The organism is Sphingobium indicum B90A, assembly GCF_000264945.2.
GTDB lineage: Bacteria > Pseudomonadota > Alphaproteobacteria > Sphingomonadales > Sphingomonadaceae > Sphingobium > Sphingobium indicum.
On sequence record NZ_CP013070.1, the window covers coordinates 2,859,549 to 2,881,917 of the forward strand.

Here is a 22,369-nt window from a genome sequence, read left to right on the forward strand (position 1 = left end):
TGGTCGCCTCTGGTTTGCCAGGGCGCGGTTTTCGATTATCCGTGCTGCACGACAGGATGATGATGATCAGCGAAAGGCTCGCCGTGAACGACACCATACTCAGCGACGCGGTCGCCGCAACCGCCTTCCGACGGCTGGTGGCGCATTTGCAGCATCGCACCGACGTCCAGAATATCGACCTGATGGGATTGGCGGGCTTCTGCCGCAACTGCCTGGCCGACTGGATCGCGGAGGCGGACGGCGCAATGAGCAAGGATGAAGCGCGGGAGATCATCCACGGCATGCCCTTCGCCGAATGGAAAGCCCGCCATCAGGGCGAGGCGACGCCGGAACAGATCGCCCGCATGCAGGAGAGTGTGGCGAAGAACGCCGACAGCCATTAGAGGCAAGCGCCGACCGATTCACACTGACTGGAGATTCTCATGAGCGATGGCAATGTCGCCGCCGAACAGCTACGCCTCTTCATCGAGCGCATCGAGCGCCTGGAAGAGGAAAAGAAGGGCATCGCGGACGATATAAAGGACGTCTATCTGGAGGCGAAGGCCAATGGCTATGACGTGAAGACGATGCGGTCCATCGTCCGCCTCCGCAAGATGGAGCGCAACGCCCGCATGGAAGCCGAAGCGCTGCTGGAAACATACAAGACGGCGCTGGGGATCGAATAACCGCAGCAGGAGTAACGCCCATGACCGAGATCATCGTCAGCACCACGCCCTCTCTGGAGGGCCGCCCCGCAAGGGAATATCTCGGCATCGTCACCGGCGAGGTGATCGTGGGCGCCAACCTGTTCCGCGACCTGTTCGCCAGCGTGCGCGACATCGTGGGCGGGCGGTCCGGCGCCTATGAGGACGTGCTCCAGCGCGCCCGCGAGCAGGCGATAGCGGAAATGCGGATGCGCGCCGCGACCCTGGGCGCCAATGCCGTGGTCGGCGTCGACCTGGATTATGAGACCGTCGGGTCCAGCGGCTCGATGCTGATGGTGACGGCATCGGGCACCGCGATCCTCGTCTAGAATATACGGATTTGGCGGCCATTGGCCATCCCAAGACATTCCCCTCCCGCCTGCGGGAGGGGGAACGTCTGCTTTCCACCCAATTTGTATCCCCAGGCCAAATCTGCATGCACCCTGAAGTTGCGCGAACCGGGCGCTCTCGCTAGAGAGCGCGCATCGAACAAACAGACAAGTCAGGAGCAGGCCGTGGCCGGCCACAGCAAATTCAAGAACATCATGCATCGCAAGGGCGCGCAGGACAAGAAGCGCTCCTCGATGTTCTCCAAGCTCAGCCGCGAAATCACCGTCGCGGCCAAGATGGGCATGCCCGATCCGGACATGAACCCGCGCCTCCGCCTCGCGGTCAATGCCGCCAAGGCGCAGTCCATGCCCAAGGACAATATCCAGCGCGCGATCGACAAGGCGATCGGCGGCGACATGGAGAATTACGAGGAAATCCGCTACGAGGGCTATGGCCCTGGCGGCGTCGCCATCATCGTCGAGGCGCTGACCGACAACCGCAACCGCACCGCGACCAATGTCCGCACCGCCTTCTCCAAGAATGGCGGCAATCTGGGCGCTTCGGGCGCCGTCAGCCATGGTTTCGACCGCATGGGCCTCATCACCTATCCGGCGAGCGCGGGCGATGCCGACGCGATCTTCGAAGCGGCGCTGGAGGCGGGCGCGGACGACGTGTCCTCGAACGAGGACGAGCATGAGATCTGGACCGCCATGGACGCGCTGCACGAAGTCGCCAGGGCGCTGGAGGCCAAGCTCGGCCCGGCGGAAGGCGCCAAGCTCGCCTGGAAGCCCCAGACCACCGTCGAAGTGGACGAAAGCAATGCGGCGACGCTGATGAAGCTGGTCGACACGCTGGAGGACGATGACGACGTCCAGACCGTCTGGGGCAATTACGAAGTCTCCGACGAGGTCATGGAGAAGCTGGGTTGATTCTTCCCCTTCCCTCTTCCCGGCGGGGAGAGGGACGCGAAGTTCCGGGCGCCTTGCCGCTTCGGCGAAGCTGGACAAGCCTCCCCATCCGCTCCCGCGACCGGGCGAGCGAAATATCATGATCATCCTGGGCCTGGACCCCGGCCTGGGCACGACCGGCTGGGGCCTGATCGCCGCCGACGGCAACCGGCTGACCCATATCGCCAACGGCCAGATCAAGACCGATTCGGACATGGCGCTGGCGAGCCGGCTGCTGGTGCTCGATCTGGCGCTGACCGACCTCATCCTCGAACATCAGCCCAATGGCGCCGCGGTCGAGGAGGTGTTCCTGAACGTGAATCCGCAATCGACGCTGAAACTCGGCCAGGCGCGCGGCGTGGTGCTGCTGGCCGCGTCGCGCTCCGGCATGGAGGTGGGCGAATATGCCGCCCGGCTGGTCAAGAAATCCGTGGTCGGCGTCGGCAATGCGTCGAAGGAGCAGGTCCACGCCATGGTCTCCCGCCTTCTCCCCGGCGCGAAGGTCGCTGGACCCGACGCTTCGGATGCGCTGGCCGTGGCGATCACGCACGCCCACCACCTGGCCAGCGCGAGGCGGATTCCGCGGAAGTAGGTGGAGCGATGAGGCAGGCTTTGGCCAGTTGCGGTTATTACCCCCACCGTCACCCCGGGGTAGTGTGCGTGAAGTTCTGCAAAATCGCTTGAGGAGCGAGGCGGTCATGGCAGGCTGGTGATGTTCAACGTCACCGAGGAGACCCGCCATGACCAGGACCGAGATTAAGCCTGCTGTATCCGCTGTCAAAGAGTTGCTGGCGCAGGAGCCGGATGCGCTTCGCGAGATTGTGCGCAGCGTGATGCAGGCGATGCTGGAAGCCGAGATGGACGAGGCGCTGGGCGCGGGCAAGAGCGAGCGCAGCGATGCGCGGCTCGGCTACCGTTCGGGGCATTACCCGCGCACGCTGGTGACGCGGGTCGGCAAGCTGGAGCTGCGGGTGCCGCAGGACCGTGCCGGGCGCTTCTCGACCGAGCTGTTCGAGCGCTACCAGCGGTCGGAGCAGGCGCTGGTGGCGACGCTGGCCGAGATGTATGTCCAGGGCGTTTCGACGCGCAAGGTCAAGGCGATCACCGAAGAGCTGTGCGGCCATGCCTTCTCGGCCTCGACGATCTCGGCGATCAACAAGAAGCTCGATGGCAGCCTGGCGGCCTTTGCCCAGCGCCGCCTCGACGAGCCGTTCCCTTATCTGATCCTTGATGCCCGCTACGAGAAAGTGCGCGAAGGCGGCGTGGTTGGAAGCCAGGCGGTGCTGATCGCGATCGGCATCGACTGGGACGGCAGGCGGCAGATACTGGCCGTGGAGATGGCCAATCGCGAGAGCGCCACGTCATGGAAGGACTTCCTGCTGCGCCTGCGTGACCGGGGCCTGCATGGCACCGAGTTCGTCGTCGCCGACGATCATGCCGGCCTGCGCGCGGCGATCCGCGAGGTGCTGACCGGCGCCGCATACCAGCGCTGCTACGTGCACTTCCTGAGGAACGCGCTCGATCACTTGCCAAGGAAGGCCGACGACGACTGCCTGCAGGAACTGCGCTGGCTCTACGACCGGCGCAACCTCGCCGAGGCCCGCGCCGATCTCGCCCAGTGGCTCGCCCGATGGAGCGCCAAATATCCCAGGCTCACCGACTGGGCCGAGGAGACGATCGAGGAGACCTTCTCCTTCTACCGGCTGCCACGCAGGCATCACAAGCACATGAAAAGCACCAACATGCTCGAACGCTTCAATGAGGAAATCCGGCGGCGAACCTATGTCGTGCGGATATTCCCCAACGCCCCCAGCTGCCTGCGCCTGGTCCGCGCACTCGCCGTCGAAACCCACGAAAACTGGCTCGAAGCCAACCGCTACCTCAATATGGACGAACTGCGCGAGCAGAAGAAAACCGAACTACGCAAAGCCGCATGACCAGCACCATGACCGCCAATTTGCAGAACTTGACGCACACAACCCACCCCGGACTTGATCCGGGGTCCCGCTTTTCTTGTCTGAGTGCCGCGCCTCGTCCAAGGCAGCGGGACCCCGGATCAAGCCTGTCCTGAGCTTGTCGAAGGGTCCGGGGTGACGAATAGGGAGAGGGGTGACGAATAGGGGAAGGTCCGCAATCCACCCCTATCCGCTATTCCTCAGCGCCGTCGCGATCGCGTTGATCGACAATTCTATGCCTTCCTTGATGCGCGGGTCGTCCTCGCCGCTGCGGTGGCGCTTCATCAGTTCGACCTGGAGCAGGTTCAGCGGCTCGATATAGGGCAGGCGCAGGCGGATCGACGTGTCGAGCTTCGGATTCCTCTCCAGCAGGCGCGACTGGCCGGTGGCGGCGAGCAAGCCGTCATGGGTCATGTCCCAGCCGCCTCTTATGCGGTCGAAAATCTCCGCGCCCCTCGCCTGATCCTCCACCAGCGGCAGATAATGGGCGGCGATGCCGAGGTCCGACTTGGCCAGCACCATCTCCAGATTGGCGAGCGCGGATTGCAGGAAGGACCAGTGCTGCGCCATGTCCGCCAACAATGCCTTGTCCTCGAAGGCGGAAAGCGCGTGACCCACGCCGTACCAGCCCGGCAGCATCACCCGCGCCTGCGCCCAACTGAACACCCAGGGGATGGCGCGCAGATCCTCGATCCGGGTGCTCTTGGTGCGGCTGGCCGGACGGGAGCCGATCTTGAGGCCGGAAATTTCCTGGATCGGGGTCAATTGCCGGAAGAATTCCTTGAACCCGTCGGTGCCGTAGACCAGGTCGCGATAGGCGGCGAAGGCGGTCTTCGACAATTGGTCCATGGCGGCGGCGAAGCGGGCGGCGTCGCGGTCGGACAGGACTTCGGGTTCCAGGCTGGCGAGCAGGGTCGCGCTGGTCGTCGCCTCCAAATTGGTCATGGCGACGTCGCGGGTGCCGAATTTGGCGGCGATCACCTCGCCCTGTTCGGTGATGCGGATGCGGCCCTGCACCGTGCCCTTGGGCTGCGCCTGGATTGCCGCGAAGGAGGAGCCGCCGCCGCGCCCGACCGCGCCGCCGCGGCCGTGGAAAAGCTGCATCGCCGTGCCCGCTTCGGCAAAGACCGGGGCCAGCGCCTTGCTCGCCTGGAACAGCCCCCAGGTGGAGGTGATGTAGCCGCCGTCCTTGTTGCTGTCGGAATAGCCGATCATCACTTCCTGATGGCCGCGTTCCCGCACCACGCCCCCCACCTCCGGCAGGCCGAAATAGGCGGCCATGATCTTGGGCGCGGCCTCCAGGTCGGCGATGGTTTCGAACAACGGCACGGCCATGATCGCGGCCTGCGGCGGCCCGCCGTCCGCGCCCGCGCGCCACAGGCCCGCTTCCTTGAGGATGATGTTGACCTCCAGCAGGTCGGAAACGCTTTCCGCCTTGGAGATGATATAATGGGTGATGCATTGCGGGCCGTAGATGCGGTGCGCCTCCGCCGCGGCATGGACGATGGCGAGTTCGGAGGCGGTCCTTTCCGAATATTCGAAAAAGGGCGTGCCGAGCGGCCGGTTGTTCGCCAATTCCCGCCGCAGCAGGGCGATGCGGGCATATTCGTCGAGGCCGGCATAGTCCGCCTCCACCCCCGCGACTTTCAGCAGTTCGGCCACCACGCCCTGGTGGACGTCGCTATTCTGCCGCATGTCGAGCGTGGCGAGATGGAAGCCGAAGGTCTCGACCGCGCGGATCAGGCGGCCGAGCGCGCCGCCCGTCGCCAGGGCGCCATTGCCCTCGCTCGCCAGGCCCTGCGCCACCGTCACCAGATCGCGCCGCAGGTCGGCCGGGCTGGCATAGGGTTCCCCCTTGAGCGCCGAGGTGCGGGGCGCGGCCTTGCCGACCAGCGACCTGTGGGTTGCGGCCAGACGGGCGTATATGCCGGAAATCGCCCGGCGATAGGGTTCGTCCTGGCGGCTGGGGGAGACGTCGCCGCTGGCGTCGGCCAGGTCCAGCACCGCCTGCGGCACATGGGCCAGTTCGGTCGAGAGCGACAGTTCCGCGCCCAGGGCGTGGAGCGCATCCATATAAAAGCCCAACGCCGCCTCGCAGCCCTTGGCGAGCGCCAATCGGAGCTGCGGCGCCTGGACGAAGGGATTGCCGTCGCGGTCGCCGCCGATCCAGTTGCCGACGCGCAGGAAGCTTTGCGGGCGGGCGCCGAGGACACGTTCCCAGCGGGCGTAGAGGGCGGGCAGGACGGGCAGGAAGACATCGCGGAAATAGGCGAGGACATTTTCGATCTCGTCCGCGACGAACAGCTTTTCGCGGCGCAGCGGACGGGTCTGCCAGAGCAGCGCGATCTGGCGGAAGATCGCTTCGTCCAGATTTTCGCCCTCATCGGTTTCCGTTCGGCCGCCATCCTTGAGCAGCATCAGGTCGGCGATGCGGTTCTTGTGGTCGATCATGCTCTTGCGCCGCACCTCGGTCGGGTGGGCGGTGAGGACCGGGACGATCAGGGCGTGGGAGAGGAGGTCGAGCACGGCGTCGCGGCCGATGCCGTGGGAGTCGAGCTTTTCCACGGCAGAGGCGACGTCGGCGCCCGGTTCGGCGGCGACGCCCTGACGATCCTCGGCCAGGTTGGCGAGCATGGAAAAGAGCATGAAGCCGCGCACGAAGCTGAGCGTGTCGTCCAGGCTGAGCGCATCCAGGCCGGTGTCGACCACGTCCGCGCCGTGCAGCCCCCGCGCCCGGTCGACCGAGGCGGAGCGGATATATTCGGTCTGCTTGTAGATCTTCTCCCCACCATAGGCGCGGATGACGTCGCCCAGCAGCCGGCCGAGATAGCGGATGTCGGGATTCTGGGTGATCGCCGGCACGGAGGAGGATGCAAGAGTCGCCATGATGGATCGATGCTGCACCGCAACAATGGGATGGTCAAGGGAATCCGGTCCGGTGCCGCCCCGCCTGATAGGTTGGCGTGTTCCTGCGAAGGCAGGAACCCAGTCCCGTCCTCCCCGCATTATCGCAGAGTTTCAACTTATTCTGCGGACTTGCGCGAAGCCCCTGCCCTGGGCCAAAGAACCCCAGTGACCGCCAGCATCAGCATAGGAAGCGACAGCAACGGCAATGCCGTTCTGGTCGATGTCGAGGAATTGCTTGCCACCCGGCTGCTCGTCCAGGGCAATTCTGGGTCGGGCAAGTCGCACCTGCTGCGCCGATTGCTGGAGGAAAGCGCGGCGCTGGTCCAGCAGGTGGTGATCGATCCGGAGGGCGACTTCGTCACGCTGGCCGATGAATATGGCCATGTGGTGATCGATGCGGGCGATTATAATGAGCGCGAGATCGTCAAGATGGCGATGCGGATTCGCGAACATCGCGCCTCTGTGGTGCTGAGCCTGGAATCGCTGGAACTGGAGGCGCAGATGAAATGCGCCGCGACTTTCCTGTCTACGCTGTTCGATGCGCCCCGCGATCACTGGTATCCGGCGCTGGTGGTGGTGGACGAGGCGCAGATGTTCGCTCCGGTAGCGGCGGGCGACGTGTCGGACGAGGCGCGGCGGCTGTCGCTGGCGGCGATGACGAACCTGATGTGCCGGGGGCGCAAGCGCGGACTGGCGGGGGTGATCGCGACGCAGCGGCTGGCGAAGCTGGCGAAGAATGTCGCGGCGGAGGCTTCGAATTTCCTGATGGGGCGCACCTTCCTGGATATCGACATGGCGCGGGCGGCTGATCTGCTGGGCATGGAGCGGCGGCAGGCGGAGCAGATCCGAGATCTGGAACGGGGGCGGTTTCTGGCCTTGGGGCCTGCCATTTGCCGGCGGCCGGTGGCGGTGAAGATCGGATCGGTCAAGACCAGCACGCGGGGCGGCACGCACAAGCTGATGCCGCCGCCGGTCGCGGCGACGGGGAATCTGCAGGAATTGCTGTTCGCCGCCGCGGGCGAGGAGGAGGCGCTGCCCCCTCCGCCGCCGCGCGTCGAGCCGCCGCCCCTGCCCGCCGAGGAACTGATGCGGGCGCTGGCCGCCGCGCCTTCGGCCAAGCCTGCCGCGCCGGAACTGGATTTCGGGCAAAATGAGCCGGTGGTGATCGCCGTGCTGGAGGAGATCGTCGCCGATCTGGGCGATGCGCAGCCCGGCGTATCGACGCTCTACCAGGATTTCGGGGTCCGCTGCCGGATGAAGGGATTGCGCCAGCCGCCGCTCGACCTGCCCGCCTTCCGCAGGCGTTTCGCCATGGCTCAGGCCGGCATGTTCGACGCCGGCGATCCGCGCTGGGCCGATGCGATGAAGGCGGCGGAGGCCCTGCCGGAGGACATGCTCGCGCCTTTCCTGCTGATTGCGCGGGCGGCGATGCAAGGGCTACCCTGCCCCGACGATGCGGCGCTGGCCCGCGCCTATGGCACCAGTTCGCCGGGGCGCGTGCGGCGGCTGATCGACTATATGGAAAAGCTGGGCGTGATCGTGGCGCGCACCGATTTCGGCGGGCGGCGGTCGATCGGCGTGCCGCAACTGGGCCTCAGCACGGCGGCCGAGGGATGAGCGCTTCGGTCCTGTTCGTGTGCCTGGGGAATATCTGCCGCTCGCCGCTGGCAGAAGCGGCGCTGCGCGCGGAGGCGGAGCGGGCAGGCCTTTCGGTGACGGTGGATTCGGCCGGGACCGGCGATTGGCATGTCGGATCGCCGCCGGACCGGCGGGCGCAGGCGGTGGCGTTGCGGCACGGGATCGACATTTCCTGCTATCGCGGGCGGCAGGTGACGGCGGGGGATTTCCGGCGGTTCGACCATGTCTTCGCGCTGGATCCGGAGAATTTGAGGAACTTGCGGCGGATGCGGCCGTCGGACGGAACGGCGGAGTTGCGGTTGCTGATGGACCTGGTGCCGGGACGCGAGGGAAGCGGCGTGACCGATCCTTATTTCGGCGACGATGCCGGCTTCGACGTGACCTGGGACGACGTCACGCGGGCGGCGAGGGCGATCGTGGAGCGGCTGCTGGAGCAGGAGTAGCGATTTCCATTCCGGTCGCGGCCGGAATGTGATTCGGACGATCCCGGCCTAAGGCCTGTGGGGATTTAGGCCGCGTGGACAAATTCGGAATGTCGGGGAAAGGCCATCCCAAGACATTCCCCTGCCGTAAACGGGAGGGGCTAGGGGTGGGCGCGAGCGGAGCGAGCTTCTGACTTGGCCGTTGCAAAACAACGCGGATGTTGCGCCAGCCCACCCCCTAACCCCCTCCCGCTTGCGGGAGGGGGAAGGTCCGCTCTCCACCCAAAATCGCTCAGTCCGGCGAGTCTTGAATTTGTCCACGCTGCCTAGGGCTGTCGGGGCGAATCGAAGATCGCGTTCAGGCAGGCGGCGATGCGCGCGCCGGCCCGCCGCAGCCGGTCGTCCAGTTCGGCGCGATGCCGATAGGCATAGTCCCAGGAAAGGTTCGGGTCCGCCGGATAGATCGTCTTGCGCAGAGCGATGCTCTCACGAGTCCAGATGTCCGGATCGCACAGGCTCCAACCGATCGTCTGATCCGGCGTGATGGAGCGCGACAGCCAGTCCGCATATTCCGAGTAGGACAAGGCGCGCTGCTCGATCAGGCCCGAATCCCAGACCGAATGCAGGTTGCTCTGCGCGCCGAAGAACGTGACCTTCACATCATTGCCGCCCCGGTCGTCCCCGCCGCCGACATGCAGCGGCTGGTGCAGGTCGCCGATGATATGGACGATGAAACGCAGCGCCGCGCGGCGGTCGTCCAGCGATGCCCCGGGGTCGCGAAGCGTCGCCGTGAACCGGGTCAGCGCGGTCATCGCGTCGCCCTCCTTCGGCGCGTCCGAGGCGGCGTAGCGGTCGCCCTCCCTGACGGTGACATAATGCCAGGGGCTGGCCGTCCTGCGCCAATATTCGGCGGGATCGGACCGCATGTCGTCGGGCCAGGTCGAAGCCTCCGCCAGATCCTCCGTCCCCAGCAGCAGGCGGACCTGCGCGCGGGCGACGCCGCTCAGGTTGCGGTCGGCTATGGCGCCGGTGACGCGATGGCCGACAGGCCCCCAAGCCTGGGCGGGCGCGGCGGCGAGGAGCGGCAGGACGAGGAGCAGGGCAAGGCGCATGATGACCTCATACAGCTTTGCCCCGGCGGGACCAGCGGGCTTTTTCAGAGGGTTGCCTCAGCCTGCGAAACGGAAGCCGATCCACAGCGTCCGGGGCGTGCCCAGGTCGATGGACCCTCCGGCATTGCGGGTGATCACTTCCTCATCAAAGAGATTCTCGCCGCGCGCGACCAGGGTCACGCCATGGCCGAGCGGCAGGCGCGCCACCGCGTCGACAGTCAGCGCATGAGGCAACACGTCCTTCTGGAGATCGTCCTCATATTGCTTGCCGACATAGCGCAGGGTGGCGGAGAGCGCCGGTCCCTGCTTCGGTTCCCAGGCCAGCGTGGCGCTCGCGGCATGGCGCGGGCTTTGCGCCGGCGTCAGGCCGTCAAAGCCCTCTCCCGGCGCATGCACCGTGCTGTGGCTATAGGCATAGGATGCCGAAAGCAGGAAATCGCTCACCCGGCCGATGGCGGTCAGTTCAATGCCCTTGGCGGTGATATGGTCGACATTCTGCCGCTCACGGGTGTTGGTGCGATTGATGAGCGTGACATTGGCGATGGCGTCGTCCAGCCGGTTTATGAAGCCGGTGGCGGAAAGGGTCAGGCCCGTGACCGGGCTGACGTCGATGCCCGCCTCCACGCCCTTCAGCTTTTCGGGCGTCAGCGCGGCATTGGCCAATGTCGTGATCGGGAAGACCACGAACGGCCGGTAAAGTTCGTTCAGCGTCGGCAGGCGAAAGCCGCTATAGGCCGCGCCGCGCAGGGCGAGGGCATCGCTGATCCGGTAGAGCGCGCCGACCCTTCCGGAAAACTGCCAGTCGGAGCGGTCGGCAAAGCTGTTGTTGGCCGCGCCGGTGCCGCTGGCGCGATAGAAGCCGTCGCTGATCGTCCAGCGATCCGCCCGCGCGCCGCCGGTCAGGACCAGCCGGCCCAGCGTCCAGTCATCCTCGGCGAAGACGCCGGTGGTCATCTGCTCGCCGCCCGCGTGACGGCGGGAGGTCACGGGGTTGGCCGCGATATTGGCGTTATAGGCATCCTCGAACATGTCGCCGCTGGCGAAGCGGGTGTCCGCGCCGATGCGCAGCACATGGTCGGGACCGACCGGCGGCCGCAGCTCGATCTTGCCGCCGATGCCGGTCGAGGGCGTATTGCGCTGGTCGAGCGACTTGCGGAAGGTGGAGGCCGAAATCACGATGTTGGAGAAGTTGCGCGCCTGGATATAGGCGAGCGCATCGACCTGCCACGCGCCGCGGGAGATGAAGCGGATGCTGGCGTCCTGCCCCTCGCTCATGCTGTCCGCGCCCTGGAAGCGCAGGGTCCGTTCGTCGTGGAAGATGGTGCCGCGAAACTGGATTTCCGACGTGGCGGACAGCGGCGCGACGGCCCGCAAATTGGTGGACCATCCGTCATAGGCGGCGGGCGCGGTGGCGGCGACGCGCTGGTCCCTGGGCGTGGTCAGGAAGCCGTCGCCCCGGTCCCAGCGACCCGACAGCGAGACATAGCCGCCGCCCAGGTCGGGCGTCAGGCTGGCGGTCAGTTCGGTCGCGTCCTTGCTGCCGTAGAAGGCGCTGGCCGCGAAGGTCGGAAGCTGGTCACGCGTGGCGCTGGCGAGTTCGATGGTCCCCGCCACGGCGCCCGCGCCGAAGGCCCCTATGCCGCCGCCGCGCGTGACCCGAACCACCGACAGGCGGTCGGGCACCAGCGCGCTGAACGGGATATAGCCGAAAAAGGGATCGGCCATCGGCACGCCGTCGAGCAGCACCAGCGTCCGGCTGGATGCGTTGCCGCCCAGGGCGCGCAGCGTCGCCCCCTGCGCCGACGGATTGGCAGAGCGGCTGTCGGAACGGCGGAACTGCTGGAATCCCGCCACGTCGCCCAGCACGCTTTCGATCCGGCCGGAGGCGCTGTTGGTCAGCCGGTCCCGGTCGATGATCACCGATCCATAGGCCGGGGTGCCCGGCGGCAGGGAAAGCCCCTCCCCCGTCACGACGATGCGGTCCGGATCGGGCGCCTCCGTCGCCGCGGCCGCAACCGTTGGAATTGCGGCCAGAACCAGTGACAGCGGAAGATATTTCATCGGCGCCCTTTCCTCTCTTTGGGACAGGGACTAAGGGCGCGGCGTCGGAAGTTCAAGCGACCCTTTTTCCGGTTGACGACGCCAGAATCTTGTCGATGGTCAGCGGATAGTCGCGCAGCCGCACGCCCGTGGCGTTGTAGATGGCGTTGGCGACCGCCGCCCCTGCCCCGCAAATGCCCAGTTCGCCGACGCCCTTGGCCTTCATGGGGGAACTCTTGTCGTCCAGCTCGTCGATGAACAGCACGTCCTGATGCGGGATGTCGGCATGGACCGGCACCAGATATTCGGCCATGTCGTGGTTGACGAAGAAGCCGAAGCGCGTGTCGACGCTCAGTTCCTCCATCAGCGCCGCGCCGACGCCCATGGTCATCGCGCCGATCACCTGGCTGCGCGCCGATTTGGGGTTGAGGATGCGCCCGGCGGCAAAGGCCCCGCCCATGCGGCGGATGCGCACCTCCGCCGTGTCGATGTCCACGCCCACCTCGCAGAAATGCGCGCCGAAGGTCGCCTGCGCATAGCGTTTGTCGAGGTCGCCATAGTCCATGCTGTCCTCCGCCCACAGGCCTTCCCGCCCCGCCAGCGTCCCCAGCGGCTGCGACTGGTTGCCCAGGCGCACCAGGCCATCTTCGAACAGCGCCTTGTCCGCCGGGAAGCCGGCCTTTTCCGCCAGCTTGGCGCGCAGGGCCATGGCGGCGGCATAGACGCCCGCCGTGGAGCTGTTGGCGCCCCATTGGCCGCCCGATCCCGCCGATACCGGGAAACGGCTGTCGCCCAGGCGCACCGACACGGCCTCCAGCGGCACGCCCAGCATTTCCGCCGCCGTCTGGGCGATGATGGTGTAGCTGCCGGTGCCGATGTCGGTCATGTCGGTTTCGACCGTCACATGCCCCCTGGCGTCGACGCCGATCCGCGCGCCCGACTTGGCGACCAGATTGTTGCGGAAGGCGGTGGCGACGCCCATGCCGACCAGCCAGCGCCCGTCGCGCACCTGCCCCGGCTTGGGATTGCGGCGGTTCCAGCCGAAGCGCGCCGCCCCCTCGCGCAGGCATTCGACCAGCTTCCGGCTGGAAAAAGGACGCTGCGGCCCGGCTTCGGGATCATATTGCACGTCGTTGCGGATGCGCAGTTCGACCGGATCGACGCCGCATGCCTCCGCCAGTTCGTCCATCGCGACTTCCAGCGCGAGCAGGCCCACCGCCTCGCCAGGGGCGCGCATGGCGTTGCCCTCCGGCAGGTCGAGCGTCGACAGGCGGTGCGTCGTCAGCCGGTTGGGGCCGCGATAGAGCAGCCGCGTCTGCTGCGCCGCCGTTTCCGCGCCGCCGCCCGGCAGGTCGCCCGACCAGACCTCATGGGCGATGGCGTCGATCACGCCCTGCTTGTCGGCGCCGATGCGGATACGCTGGATGGTGGCGGGCCGGTGGACGGTGTTGTTGGGGATTTGCGGCCGGGCGATGGCGACCTTGACCGGGCGGCCGACCAGGCGCGATCCCAGCGCCGCCAGCAGCGCGTCGGCGCGCACCCACAGCTTCGCGCCGAAGCCGCCACCGATATAGGGCGAGACGAGGCGGATATTTTCCGGCGGGATTTTCAACGTCTTCGCCATTTCGCCCACGCCCCAGGCAATCATCTGGTTCGATGTCCAGAGCGTGAGCTTGTCGCCGTTCCAGGCGGCGATGGTCGCATGCGGCTCCATCATCGCATGGCTCTGGTCCGGCGTGGTGTAGCTCTGGTCGATCTTCACCGCCGCCTTGGCGAAACCGGCCTCGAAATCGCCCGCCCTGGTGTCGGCGGGGCCGCCGAAGCCGGGCGGGGGCGGAACGCCCTTGTCCCGCTCCGCCGCCAGGTCGAAGCGGCCCTGTTCGGGCGCATAGTCGATGCGGAGGAGCCGGGCGGCGTCGCGGGCGTTTTCCAGCGTGTCGGCAATCACCAGCGCCACCGCCTGCTCATAATGTTCGATCTGCGGACCGCCGAGCAGATGGGCGGTGTTGAAATTGCCCTTGCCGAGCGGCCCAGCATTCTGGTGCGTGACGATGCCCAGCACGCCGGGCGCGGCTTCGGCGGCGCGCAGGTCCATGGCGCCGATCCGCCCCTTGGCGATGGCCGATCCCACGATCCAGCCATAGGCGGCGTTGGGTGCGGCGTCGTGCCGTTCATAGGCATAGGGGGCGGTGCCGGTGACCTTCGCGGGGCCGTCGATCCGGTCATGGGCAACGCCGACGACGCGGCCCCGGTCGATGGGATTGGTGGTGGCTGGCGTATCGAACTTCATGGCTCAGGCCCCCTTCTGACGGTAGAGCGAGGCAAGGGTGCGGGCGGTCAGTTGCTGCTTGAAGGCATTGTGCGCGGTGGGCCGCGCGCCGCTGAGCGCAGCGTCCGCCACGGCGGCCGCACCCGACGGGGCGGCGGCATCGGCGGCGTCGGTGCGCCATGGCTTGGCCCCTATGCCGCCGAAAGCGAAGCGCGCCCGGCCATCCTTCTGAAACACCGCCGCGACGGACACCAGCGCGAAGGCATAGGAGGCCCGGTCGCGCACCTTGCGATAGACATGGGTGCCGCCCAAGGGCTTGGGCAGGGTGACGGAGGTGATGAGTTCGCCGGGTTTCAGCGCATTTTCGATATGCGGCGTCTCGCCCGGCAGCAGGTGGAAGTCGGCGATCGGGATGGACCGGCGGCCGCCATCGGCGCCCACCGTGTCGACCTGCGCGTCGAGCAGGCGAAGCGCCACCGCCATGTCGGACGGGTGCTGCGCGATGCAGGCGTCGCTGGTGCCCAGGATCGCCAGGCTGCGGCTCATCCCCTTGAGCGCGCCGCAGCCGCTGCCGGGCTGGCGCTTGTTGCAGGGCATGCGCGTATCGTAGAAATAGGGGCAGCGGGTGCGCTGGAGCAGGTTGCCGCCCGTCGTCGCCTTGTTGCGAAGCTGTCCCGACGCGCCCGCGAGCAGAGCGCGGCTCAGCACCGCATAATCGCGGCGGACGGTCCTGTCGGCGGCCAGATCGGTGTTGCGGACCATCGCGCCGATTTTCAGGCCGCCTTCCGCCGTCGGCTCGATGCGGTCGAGGCCGAGATGATTGACGTCGATCAGATGGGTCGGCATCTCGATCTGCAGCTTCATCAGGTCGAGCAGGTTGGTGCCGCCCGCGATGAAGCGCGCGCCCTGGGTGCTGGCCGCCGCCTTGGCCGCTTCCTCAACGCTGGCGGCGCGGCTGTAGGTGAAGGGCCTCATGCCTTTTCCTCCCCCGCTACCTCGCGGATCGCCGCGACGATATTGGGATAGGCGGCGCAGCGGCAGATATTGCCGCTCATCCGCTCGCGCACCTCGCTCTCGGAAAAGGCGACGCGGTCGAGATCTTCGGTGGCATGGCTGGGGATGCCCGCCTCAATCTCCTCCAGCACCGCCACTGCCGAGCAGATCTGGCCGGGCGTGCAATAGCCGCATTGATAGCCGTCATGGGTGATGAAGGCGCGCTGCATCGGGTGGAGTTTCTCCGGCGTGCCGAGTCCTTCGATGGTGGTCACATGGTCGCCCTCATGCATCACCGCCAGGGTCAGGCAGCTATTGATCCGCCGTCCCTCCACGATCACCGTGCAGGCGCCGCACTGGCCATGGTCACAGCCCTTCTTGGTGCCGGTCAGGTGCAGATGCTCGCGCAGCGCATCGAGCAGGGTGGTGCGGGGATCGAGCTGCAGATGCACCTCGCGGCCGTTCACGGTCAGTCCTACGGCGTTCATGCGGGCCTGCTCCTTCTGGCGTTGCGGGCGGCCAGGGGCGGCGGCCTGCGCCTCGCCCAGCACGGGAATGGCGGCAGCGGCGACGGCGCTGCCCTGAAGCAAGCCGCGGCGCGTCAACGGTTCTGGCATGCGATGCTCCTCCTCCTGCCCCGCCATAAGAGGCGAAGGGCGATCATATCCGTCGTTGCTCACTGATTTGACAGGCAGGATGGTAGCATATGGCCATGCAACGCCAAGCCGCAAGGTGGATAAACCGGCTACTGAGGGCCAAATCGGGCGTGAGGCGAAAAAAATGACTTTATGCAGATTCTCCCTTGCCGAGGTGGGAAGCCGCTGCTAGTTGCCCCCCACCCGCCGAGAGGGACATTCCTCCGGCCGCCAGAGCGGGCGTAGCTCAGGGGTAGAGCACAACCTTGCCAAGGTTGGGGTCGAGGGTTCGAATCCCTTCGCCCGCTCCAGAAATCACTAAAGAATTGAACCGGATAGCGACCCCTCGATGGGGCCGGTCGAGCCGCTGCGTAGGTTTTGCGTAGGTTTGCGGATTGGTGCCGCGCCGTTGTCAGAATGAGACGGTGCTGCGCAGGCGGTTGGCGATTTCCCCGGCGGGTGCCATTCAATCGGCGCAGCGTGTCGAATCAGAAGGGGCGGCCCGAATAGGTGCCGCCCCTTCGTCATTTCGAACCGCGCGGCTTCTTCGACCAAGTGCTCAACGAGAATCGTCGAAGCAGCCGAGCCATGATCGGATATACGTGGTTGGTCCCGCTCTTGGCGAGCTTGTCGGCAACATCCGCTGCTGACCAAAGCGTCGAGGCAGCGTCGAGTTCAGCCAGCAAGTGATCCTCGTTCGGGATCACGCCACCCCCTCGTGCGCTGGCTCGCTGTCAGGTTCTGGGTCGTAGGCGGTAACTTCGATTCTGCCATTCGCTGCGCATTCCATCATTACGTCCTTGAAGACCTCAAACATCGTCTCCCGCATTTGCGCTTCGGTCTCCGCCTTCGCTTCGTCTTGACCCAAGGCAACGTTCATTGATGCGGGGCCGAGCTCCTTGAACCAAAGGATCATCTCGATCCTTTCGATGTCTTCAGCGCCGAAGCGGATCATTCCGGGTTCGATAGTAGGCATGTTTCATTCCTTTCACTTGCCGTGATTGGCTCGCGGAAAGTGAACGGTGATCGGCAGCAGGGTCTAAGCACGTAGTTTCAGGTTCGCGCTTTGACCGCTCGATAGACGATCTCGCCGTCAGGCATCAGGGTAATAGGTATCGCGTCTTCGAACCCGCTGCGCTGACCGACGATGGATTGCCACTGGCGCTTGAGCGCGAATTCCGACTGCTCCTCGTTGCCTTCAAGGGACAGGTCGTTGAATATCTGTTCGTAGGTCAGGCCGGCAGCGTGTCGCTTCTCGACTTCCTCGACGAGCCACAGCCGATGCCTCTGCTGATCGAGCGCCGCTGCCTCGTCCGTCAGAAAAAGCGCGCAATCCTCGGCACGTCGCCATTGATCAGATGCCTTGTCCTCGTTGGACGTGAGCGAAGGGAACACGCCTCGCGGCTTGCCCTCGTCATCCTCGATGAACCGCCAAGCGAGCCAGGACAACGACCCACGGGCGAACGCGGGCAGCGCCTCGGCTTCGCCACACAGCGCGACCGCTATCATCGCGTAGTGCGGCAGCGGCTCGAATTCGAACCTAGCGGCGAGATAGCGGAGGATGTCTGTCTTGCGCATGGTTGCGTTGGTCGCGTTCGGCTCGGCAATGGTCAACGGCGAACGGGGCGGCGAAAGTCGAAATGGAGGTCAGTGAGCAGGTCGCTCGTTTCAATCCAGCAGGGGTCGCCATCAACCTTCGGCCACTCGCCTGAACGTTATGCTGTCAAAGTCTTTATCGACAAAGGCTTTGTAGTGATTATCCAACCAAGCGAATGCCCGCCGCCTGCGGCCCTCATCGCTTTTCGAGTTTGCCCAGTATCCGAATCCAGACTTCGCATACTCAGGCAACTCGCTCTGAATAATTTCTTCGATCTCCGAGAAAGACAACGTGATCAATGCGTCAGTTCGGCCGCGTAAGAAGTCGCTTAGCGGCTGGAGGCGGTGTGTGGTCCTCTGGTTCACTCTTGTCTTTCCTCAGAATCGCTTCCGCAGTTCGGGCGTTGTGGCTCAGCCTTCCCTTTTTCATCATGCCCTTGCCTGAACAACCCCGCTTGGTAAGTTGCCCCTTCAACAAAGGTGGAGTGGCATGGGTACTGAAGCACTTAGGGGGCGTGCGGTTTGGCAGGACTATAGCGGGGCCAACGCGGGCTTTGCCGAGCAAAGTTTCTTCGCCGTTTTCACCGAAGCGTTTAGAGGCACGGAGCTTTCGATCCGGGCCAAGCCGCAGGAGTTCAAGCACATTTACGTAGACGTGCCACTCGCCGATGACGTGATAGCCGAAATCTACAATCCGGAGTGCGGCATCACCAAGCATGGGATCACGCCGGATTATGCAATCGACAACAAAGGCGCGGGCAAGACCCTTTACGTCGAGGTGAAAAGGCAAGACGGCTGGGTTGAAGGCAAACCGCGCAGCGCCGGTCGCGGGAACGCGCACGAGAGGTCCAATAAGTTCTTCACGCCCGGCCTGCTGAAGACTCTCAGGAAACGGGGCAACCTCGGCCCTGACGCACTGCCTTTCTGGACAGTGTTTCAGGGCGACATTGCGCGCGACCCGTGCCGGGTGCGCGAGATCACGTTATGGTACGATGGCTACCCGGGCCATTATTTCATGTGGCGCGATAATTCAGATCCAACTGCTCTTTTGCGCCATTTCGACGAGCACCTCCGGCCTCTTCTGGCCTAGCGATCACGTCGTCAGGAAACACCTCCAGACCCCATACGGCCCAGCCCGGCTCCGTATGTCGAGCAAACAGCTCGATTCGCTTATGATGTGGGAACATCAGTTCGATGTTGCGCCGAATCTCTTTCGGCTTCTCACTATGCTGACCGCGAGGCACTTCAACGAGTTGCTTAATGTTGCGCGCGCCGCGAGGATTAGGAATTCGACCTCGCTTGAAAACTAGACACAGCTCACAATAGGAGACGGTGTATTTTCCGGGGTTGTGAACCATCTTGTTCCAAACAAATGCAACTGTCTTGTACTCAAAACCCCAAGCCTGACCTAGTTCGATTGCCTGCGCCAAGTGTGGATTCGTTGCCCACATAAATAGAAGACAGTCGTCCTCCGCGATGCTGGCGACGTCTAGTTTCTTTAATTCATCAGTCTTCAGGGTCGGATATTTAAAGTCGGCCGAACTGATGAAGACACCCTTTTTGAAACCCGGGTTCTCATGCTTAATCGCAGATTTGTCGAACTGCATCTTCCCGCCATAATCCCACGGCGGATCGGCGTAGATGATCGAGAACTTCTCACTTGGAAGTTCTGGATAAAGGTCCGCTAGAGTGTTCCTCACCCTCCGGCGCTTCGCCTCTGGATCATACAATGCATAACCGGACCTCGGTGATTCCTGATTCATCGTCCCTCGCAGCACATCATAAGTTCTCGTTCTGTTCCATTAAGCAATGCTCACCGGATCATCAACCAAGCTAACCCAGTCCTGCAGGTTGCTGAACCGTAAATCGTTGTGGGCGCAGAAATAAGATGGGGAAAACCAAGGGTCGCTAGTACCAGCCCTCAAGCTGGCCCTCGCCGACGAAGCCGTGGTGCTGCTCCGAGCGAAACCACGCCAGCGCGGCAGCAATCGCCATGTCGGCATGGTGCCCCGCCCCGCCGCCTTCGAAGACCTGATTTCCGGCCGCCGTGAACTTCACTGAGAAGGACTCAAGCTCGGTCAGCAGATCGTTCTTCAGGGGCAAATCGGCGGCGATGGTCAGCTGCTGCGTTTCGAACGCGCCCGCGAGGGACGTGATCAGCAGGTTCTTTGCGACGTTGGTGAACCGCCCGGAGTTTGTGATCGTCGTCCCGCCGACCATCTGCACCGGCATGTGCTTGATCCGCATGTCAGCCAGCACGTCCACGAAGGCGCGGCCAACGCCGGTCGCGTCCACTGTCAGCGTCCAACGATCAGCAATGGGCGAGCGCTGCGTCAGTGCTGCGGCGTGACGCGCAATCTCGACGTAGCGGGTGTCTGTTATCCTGTCCGCGTAAACGATCGAGCGCTGCCGTTTCTCTAGGGTCTGACGGGCATCCGCCCAGACCGGGTACTGCTTATCCTCGACGATCACGATGGCGGTCGGATCGCTCTGGCCGAGATCGAGGCCGATGTGGAAGCGGTGATGGCCGGTGACGCGCTGGATAGCGGGATCGTTGCCAGTCGGCAGGATGACGCAGTCGCCTTGGTGGACATAATTCATAGGACGAGGGCCTTCATGTCGGTGGTGATCGCGGTCTCGAGCGAGAGCGGATCGAAGAAAGGAGTGCCGGAGCCAAGAAACTCGCAAAGATGCTCCTGCCGGAACTTCACGAGCGGCATGAAGCGGCGGTCGAAGTCCACCTTGGCCTTGAGACGCGGAATATCGACCGAGCGCGCAAAGATGCGGTGCACCTTCCCCGCCTGCCACAGATCGTAGAAGATCCCTTGGCGGCCTGCTGGCGTCGAGATCATCACCACGCGCCCGCTTTCCTTGCGCATCGGCAGAATGGCCGTGATCACCTCATCCGGCACGAAGGCGGCTTCCTCGACGATCAGCAGATCGACGGTGAAGCCTCGGATCGTGTCAGACGAGGCCGGAGCAACGAGGCAGCGCCCGCCGTTGGCAAGCTCTAGCTCTGTCAGGGTCGAGCGGACGACGCGCGGCGCGGTCGGATCGGCATTCTTGAAGTCGATGACCTTGCGCAGCAGTTCCTTCGACTGCCGCTCCGATGGCGCGACGATCAGCACCATCTGGCCGAGGCTCATCGCCGCCCAAGCGAGACAGGCCGTGGACGTGCTCTTGCCGACCTGGCGCGAGCAGAGGACCAGCGCAAACTCGCTCGTCGAGCACAGGAAGTCGCGCTGCCAGTCGTCAGGCTCCCCGATCACCCGCTCAAAGCGGGTGGAGGGATCAAGCGCGACGTGCAGGCCGTCGAGATAATCAAGAAGGGCTGTGTCGAGCATGTTCGAGCCGCAGGAAGCGGGCGCGCTCGATGAAGTCCTGTTTCGCCTGCGGGTGGCGTGACAGCACATCGAACAAGACTTCCCGCAACGCGAGCCACTGCGGGGAGTCGTTGAGGTTGACGTTGACGGTCAGCTCCGACTTGAGCGAGCCATAGACCTTGGCGAGATCGAGCAGCGTGGACCGAAGTTCGCGCAGCGAGACGAGCGCCAGCGGATCGTCGCCGCGCGCCTTCGCCTTATTCAGGATCGTTTCGAGTTCACGGACGATGCGCGCGAGGCCGCCTTTGATCTCGACCGCCTCGCCGTTCAGTTCGTCCGCGACCGCCTGATCCGCCTCGCGCTTCACGTCGAGCAGGATTTGGCGCTTCTGCTCCTCGCTGACGTGGCCTTTCAGGTGGCGATGCAGCGCATCCGAATGAAGGTCGAACTTGGCCGCCATTGCCCGGTGCGACATTTCCTTGGTGACGAGGAAGCGGTCGATCTTTGCGCGGAAGGGATGGATGCAGACGGTGCATTTCCGCCCATTCTTCTTCTGCTCCATGTCAGGTGCCTCCTAGATCGAGGGTTGAGCAGCGAGGGCGTGGGTCGCATCGTGCAGGGCATCAATGAGATCACCGGAGATGACGCCATGACCGTTGCTGCGCTCAACATCGTATCGCGCTTCCAATCCCTCGATGCCGTGCTGCTTCGCGAGCGCTTGGCAGACTTCGCGGCCAACGGTCGCACCCGTCGCCGCGTCGGCAAAGGCGAGCGCTTGCAGAATTAGAGCAACACCGTCCCCGGCTTGCAGCAGGTCGCCTGACTCGTCGCGGAAGCAGCCGGTGGCGTTAACGCTCGGCTCTAGCACTCCGTCACGCCGCAGCGCAGCCTCGCACAAGGCCCTGTAGAGCGGCGTAAGCATCACTCACCGCCGAGCAAATTCGAGCGATCAGCCATCGCCTGCGCATGGGCCTGCTGCATCGGCGCCGGCAGGTCTTCGACCGAGCGGAAAGCGCGGACAGTGGATGCGCCCTGCTCCGCTGCGATCTGACGGCAGCGCGCCTGTCCATGCCGTGAGATCATGTCGGCATTGACGTAGAGAACGCCAGCGTCCGCGTCCTTCACATATTTAACCGGGCTCGAACGCCTGCCCTGCTGCGGCGCAGGCGCGTGTTCGTCCACGATGCGCAGCGGCACGCCCAGCTTTTCGGCCTGCGCCTTCGCTTCGCGGTAGGCCTGCCCACTGCGCGCCTGCTCGCGCGACAGGCGAATCTCGCCGTGGTTGATGTGCGACGGCATCGCGGACTCGCGAAGGCGGCGGTCAAACTCACTCTCTGATTCCCGTCCTTCGAGGGCGCGCTTCTCCTTGAGGATGCTGTCCCTGTTCGTGGTCACGCGCTCAAGCTCGATGTTCTTTGCTGCAAGCTCGCTTTCCAGCGTGTCCAGCCGCGCCTTGAAGGCGTCGATGTTCTTTAGGAGTTGTTCGAGGTCCATGATTGTCTCCGTGGTTTGGGCGGAG

24 protein-coding genes and 1 tRNA gene are annotated in these 22,369 nt (G+C 64.8%); 11 read left to right on the forward strand and 14 right to left on the reverse strand.

The annotated features are described in order from the left end of the window. Positions 1-59: 59 nt before the first annotated feature. The 6 genes from SIDU_RS13900 to SIDU_RS13925 all read left to right on the forward strand — a co-directional run bounded on the left by SIDU_RS13900 (position 60) and on the right by SIDU_RS13925 (position 3,897). The gene (locus SIDU_RS13900; RefSeq protein WP_007688705.1) at positions 60-383 is read left to right on the forward strand and encodes a DUF1244 domain-containing protein; all 324 of its coding nucleotides are present in this window, start codon (positions 60-62) and stop codon (positions 381-383) included. A gap of 39 nt (positions 384-422) precedes the next feature. Continuing rightward, the gene (locus SIDU_RS13905) at positions 423-665 is read left to right on the forward strand and encodes a DUF2312 domain-containing protein (RefSeq protein WP_007688707.1); all 243 of its coding nucleotides are present in this window, start codon (positions 423-425) and stop codon (positions 663-665) included. A gap of 20 nt (positions 666-685) precedes the next feature. Continuing rightward, on the forward strand, positions 686-1,012 hold the full coding sequence (locus SIDU_RS13910) for a heavy metal-binding domain-containing protein (protein WP_007688709.1): 327 nt from the start codon (positions 686-688) through the stop codon (positions 1,010-1,012). A gap of 186 nt (positions 1,013-1,198) precedes the next feature. Continuing rightward, positions 1,199-1,942 carry a YebC/PmpR family DNA-binding transcriptional regulator gene (locus tag SIDU_RS13915; RefSeq protein ID WP_007688711.1) on the forward strand — a complete coding sequence of 248 codons (744 nt, stop codon included), beginning with the start codon at positions 1,199-1,201 and terminating at the stop codon, positions 1,940-1,942. A gap of 118 nt (positions 1,943-2,060) precedes the next feature. Further along, entirely contained in the window at positions 2,061-2,552 is a 492-nt protein-coding gene (gene ruvC / locus SIDU_RS13920; RefSeq protein WP_007688713.1) for a crossover junction endodeoxyribonuclease RuvC, read from the forward strand. A gap of 148 nt (positions 2,553-2,700) precedes the next feature. Next, a complete protein-coding gene (locus SIDU_RS13925) occupies positions 2,701-3,897 on the forward strand; it encodes an IS256 family transposase (RefSeq protein ID WP_007684572.1) in 1,197 nt (398 codons plus the stop codon). 204 nt (positions 3,898-4,101) lie between these two features. Here SIDU_RS13925 and ppc read toward each other — a convergent pair whose 3' ends face one another. After that, complete coding sequence (gene ppc / locus SIDU_RS13930) at positions 4,102-6,801, reverse strand: phosphoenolpyruvate carboxylase (RefSeq protein WP_025772783.1); 2,700 nt, start codon at positions 6,799-6,801, stop codon at positions 4,102-4,104. 186 nt (positions 6,802-6,987) lie between these two features. On the opposite strand from ppc, the gene SIDU_RS13935 reads away from it, so the two are divergent. Both SIDU_RS13935 and SIDU_RS13940 read left to right on the forward strand, forming a co-directional pair. Further along, complete coding sequence (locus SIDU_RS13935) at positions 6,988-8,439, forward strand: helicase HerA domain-containing protein (protein WP_007688718.1); 1,452 nt, start codon at positions 6,988-6,990, stop codon at positions 8,437-8,439. After that, on the forward strand, positions 8,436-8,903 hold the full coding sequence (locus SIDU_RS13940; protein ID WP_007688719.1) for a low molecular weight protein-tyrosine-phosphatase: 468 nt from the start codon (positions 8,436-8,438) through the stop codon (positions 8,901-8,903). The genes SIDU_RS13935 and SIDU_RS13940 overlap by 4 nt, the downstream gene beginning before the upstream one ends. Before the next feature lie 305 nt (positions 8,904-9,208). Here SIDU_RS13940 and SIDU_RS13945 read toward each other — a convergent pair whose 3' ends face one another. The 5 genes from SIDU_RS13945 to paoA are packed head-to-tail and all read right to left on the reverse strand — an operon-like array spanning position 9,209 to position 15,913. Next, positions 9,209-9,994 (reverse strand): S1/P1 nuclease, encoded by a 786-nt coding sequence (locus tag SIDU_RS13945; RefSeq protein ID WP_007688721.1) that lies wholly within the window; start codon positions 9,992-9,994, stop codon positions 9,209-9,211. Positions 9,995-10,051: 57 nt separating this feature from the next. Further along, a complete protein-coding gene (locus tag SIDU_RS13950) occupies positions 10,052-12,055 on the reverse strand; it encodes a TonB-dependent receptor (protein WP_007688722.1) in 2,004 nt (667 codons plus the stop codon). A 52-nt stretch (positions 12,056-12,107) separates the two neighbouring features. After that, positions 12,108-14,324, reverse strand: coding sequence for an aldehyde oxidoreductase molybdenum-binding subunit PaoC (paoC, locus tag SIDU_RS13955; RefSeq protein WP_007688724.1), 2,217 nt, complete (start codon positions 14,322-14,324; stop codon positions 12,108-12,110). Positions 14,325-14,327: 3 nt separating this feature from the next. Beyond that, positions 14,328-15,278, reverse strand: a complete 951-nt coding sequence (locus tag SIDU_RS13960; RefSeq protein WP_007688726.1) for an FAD binding domain-containing protein — start codon at positions 15,276-15,278, stop codon at positions 14,328-14,330. Then, a complete protein-coding gene (gene paoA, locus SIDU_RS13965; RefSeq protein ID WP_073507196.1) occupies positions 15,275-15,913 on the reverse strand; it encodes an aldehyde dehydrogenase iron-sulfur subunit PaoA in 639 nt (212 codons plus the stop codon). Before paoA ends, SIDU_RS13960 begins: the two co-directional genes overlap by 4 nt. 254 nt (positions 15,914-16,167) lie before the next feature. Between paoA and SIDU_RS13970 the strand changes: the two genes are divergently transcribed. Next, positions 16,168-16,242 (forward strand) — tRNA-Gly (locus tag SIDU_RS13970). 392 nt (positions 16,243-16,634) lie between these two features. Here the strand turns inward: SIDU_RS13970 and SIDU_RS13975 are convergent. From SIDU_RS13975 to SIDU_RS20380, 3 genes are all read right to left on the reverse strand, one after another. Next, a complete protein-coding gene (locus SIDU_RS13975) occupies positions 16,635-16,907 on the reverse strand; it encodes a hypothetical protein (protein WP_007686618.1) in 273 nt (90 codons plus the stop codon). A 77-nt stretch (positions 16,908-16,984) separates the two neighbouring features. After that, the gene (locus SIDU_RS13980) at positions 16,985-17,509 is read right to left on the reverse strand and encodes a hypothetical protein (RefSeq protein ID WP_007686621.1); all 525 of its coding nucleotides are present in this window, start codon (positions 17,507-17,509) and stop codon (positions 16,985-16,987) included. 111 nt (positions 17,510-17,620) lie between these two features. Beyond that, positions 17,621-17,893 carry a DUF7662 domain-containing protein gene (locus SIDU_RS20380; protein WP_007686623.1) on the reverse strand — a complete coding sequence of 91 codons (273 nt, stop codon included), beginning with the start codon at positions 17,891-17,893 and terminating at the stop codon, positions 17,621-17,623. A gap of 124 nt (positions 17,894-18,017) precedes the next feature. Here SIDU_RS20380 and SIDU_RS13990 point away from each other — a divergent pair, with 124 nt between their 5' ends. Next, positions 18,018-18,617 (forward strand): MunI family type II restriction endonuclease, encoded by a 600-nt coding sequence (locus tag SIDU_RS13990; protein ID WP_007686624.1) that lies wholly within the window; start codon positions 18,018-18,020, stop codon positions 18,615-18,617. Here the strand turns inward: SIDU_RS13990 and SIDU_RS13995 are convergent. From SIDU_RS13995 to SIDU_RS14010, 4 genes are all read right to left on the reverse strand, one after another. Then, entirely contained in the window at positions 18,541-19,290 is a 750-nt protein-coding gene (locus tag SIDU_RS13995; protein WP_073507197.1) for an MT-A70 family methyltransferase, read from the reverse strand. The two genes, SIDU_RS13990 and SIDU_RS13995, sit on opposite strands and share 77 nt — an antisense overlap. 145 nt (positions 19,291-19,435) lie before the next feature. Further along, entirely contained in the window at positions 19,436-20,128 is a 693-nt protein-coding gene (locus SIDU_RS14000; RefSeq protein WP_007686629.1) for a hypothetical protein, read from the reverse strand. After that, positions 20,125-20,871: a terminase large subunit domain-containing protein gene (locus SIDU_RS14005; RefSeq protein WP_007686631.1), complete on the reverse strand. Its 747-nt coding sequence runs from the start codon at positions 20,869-20,871 to the stop codon at positions 20,125-20,127. The genes SIDU_RS14000 and SIDU_RS14005 overlap by 4 nt, the downstream gene beginning before the upstream one ends. Further along, complete coding sequence (locus SIDU_RS14010; RefSeq protein WP_007686633.1) at positions 20,849-21,412, reverse strand: hypothetical protein; 564 nt, start codon at positions 21,410-21,412, stop codon at positions 20,849-20,851. Before SIDU_RS14010 ends, SIDU_RS14005 begins: the two co-directional genes overlap by 23 nt. Positions 21,413-21,451: 39 nt before the next feature. On the opposite strand from SIDU_RS14010, the gene SIDU_RS19675 reads away from it, so the two are divergent. After that, on the forward strand, positions 21,452-21,637 hold the full coding sequence (locus tag SIDU_RS19675) for a hypothetical protein (RefSeq protein WP_158514631.1): 186 nt from the start codon (positions 21,452-21,454) through the stop codon (positions 21,635-21,637). Positions 21,638-21,771: 134 nt separating this feature from the next. Here the strand turns inward: SIDU_RS19675 and SIDU_RS14020 are convergent, their stop codons facing one another. After that, positions 21,772-22,344: a hypothetical protein gene (locus tag SIDU_RS14020; protein ID WP_007686635.1), complete on the reverse strand. Its 573-nt coding sequence runs from the start codon at positions 22,342-22,344 to the stop codon at positions 21,772-21,774. Between the last annotated feature and the right edge of the window lie 25 nt (positions 22,345-22,369).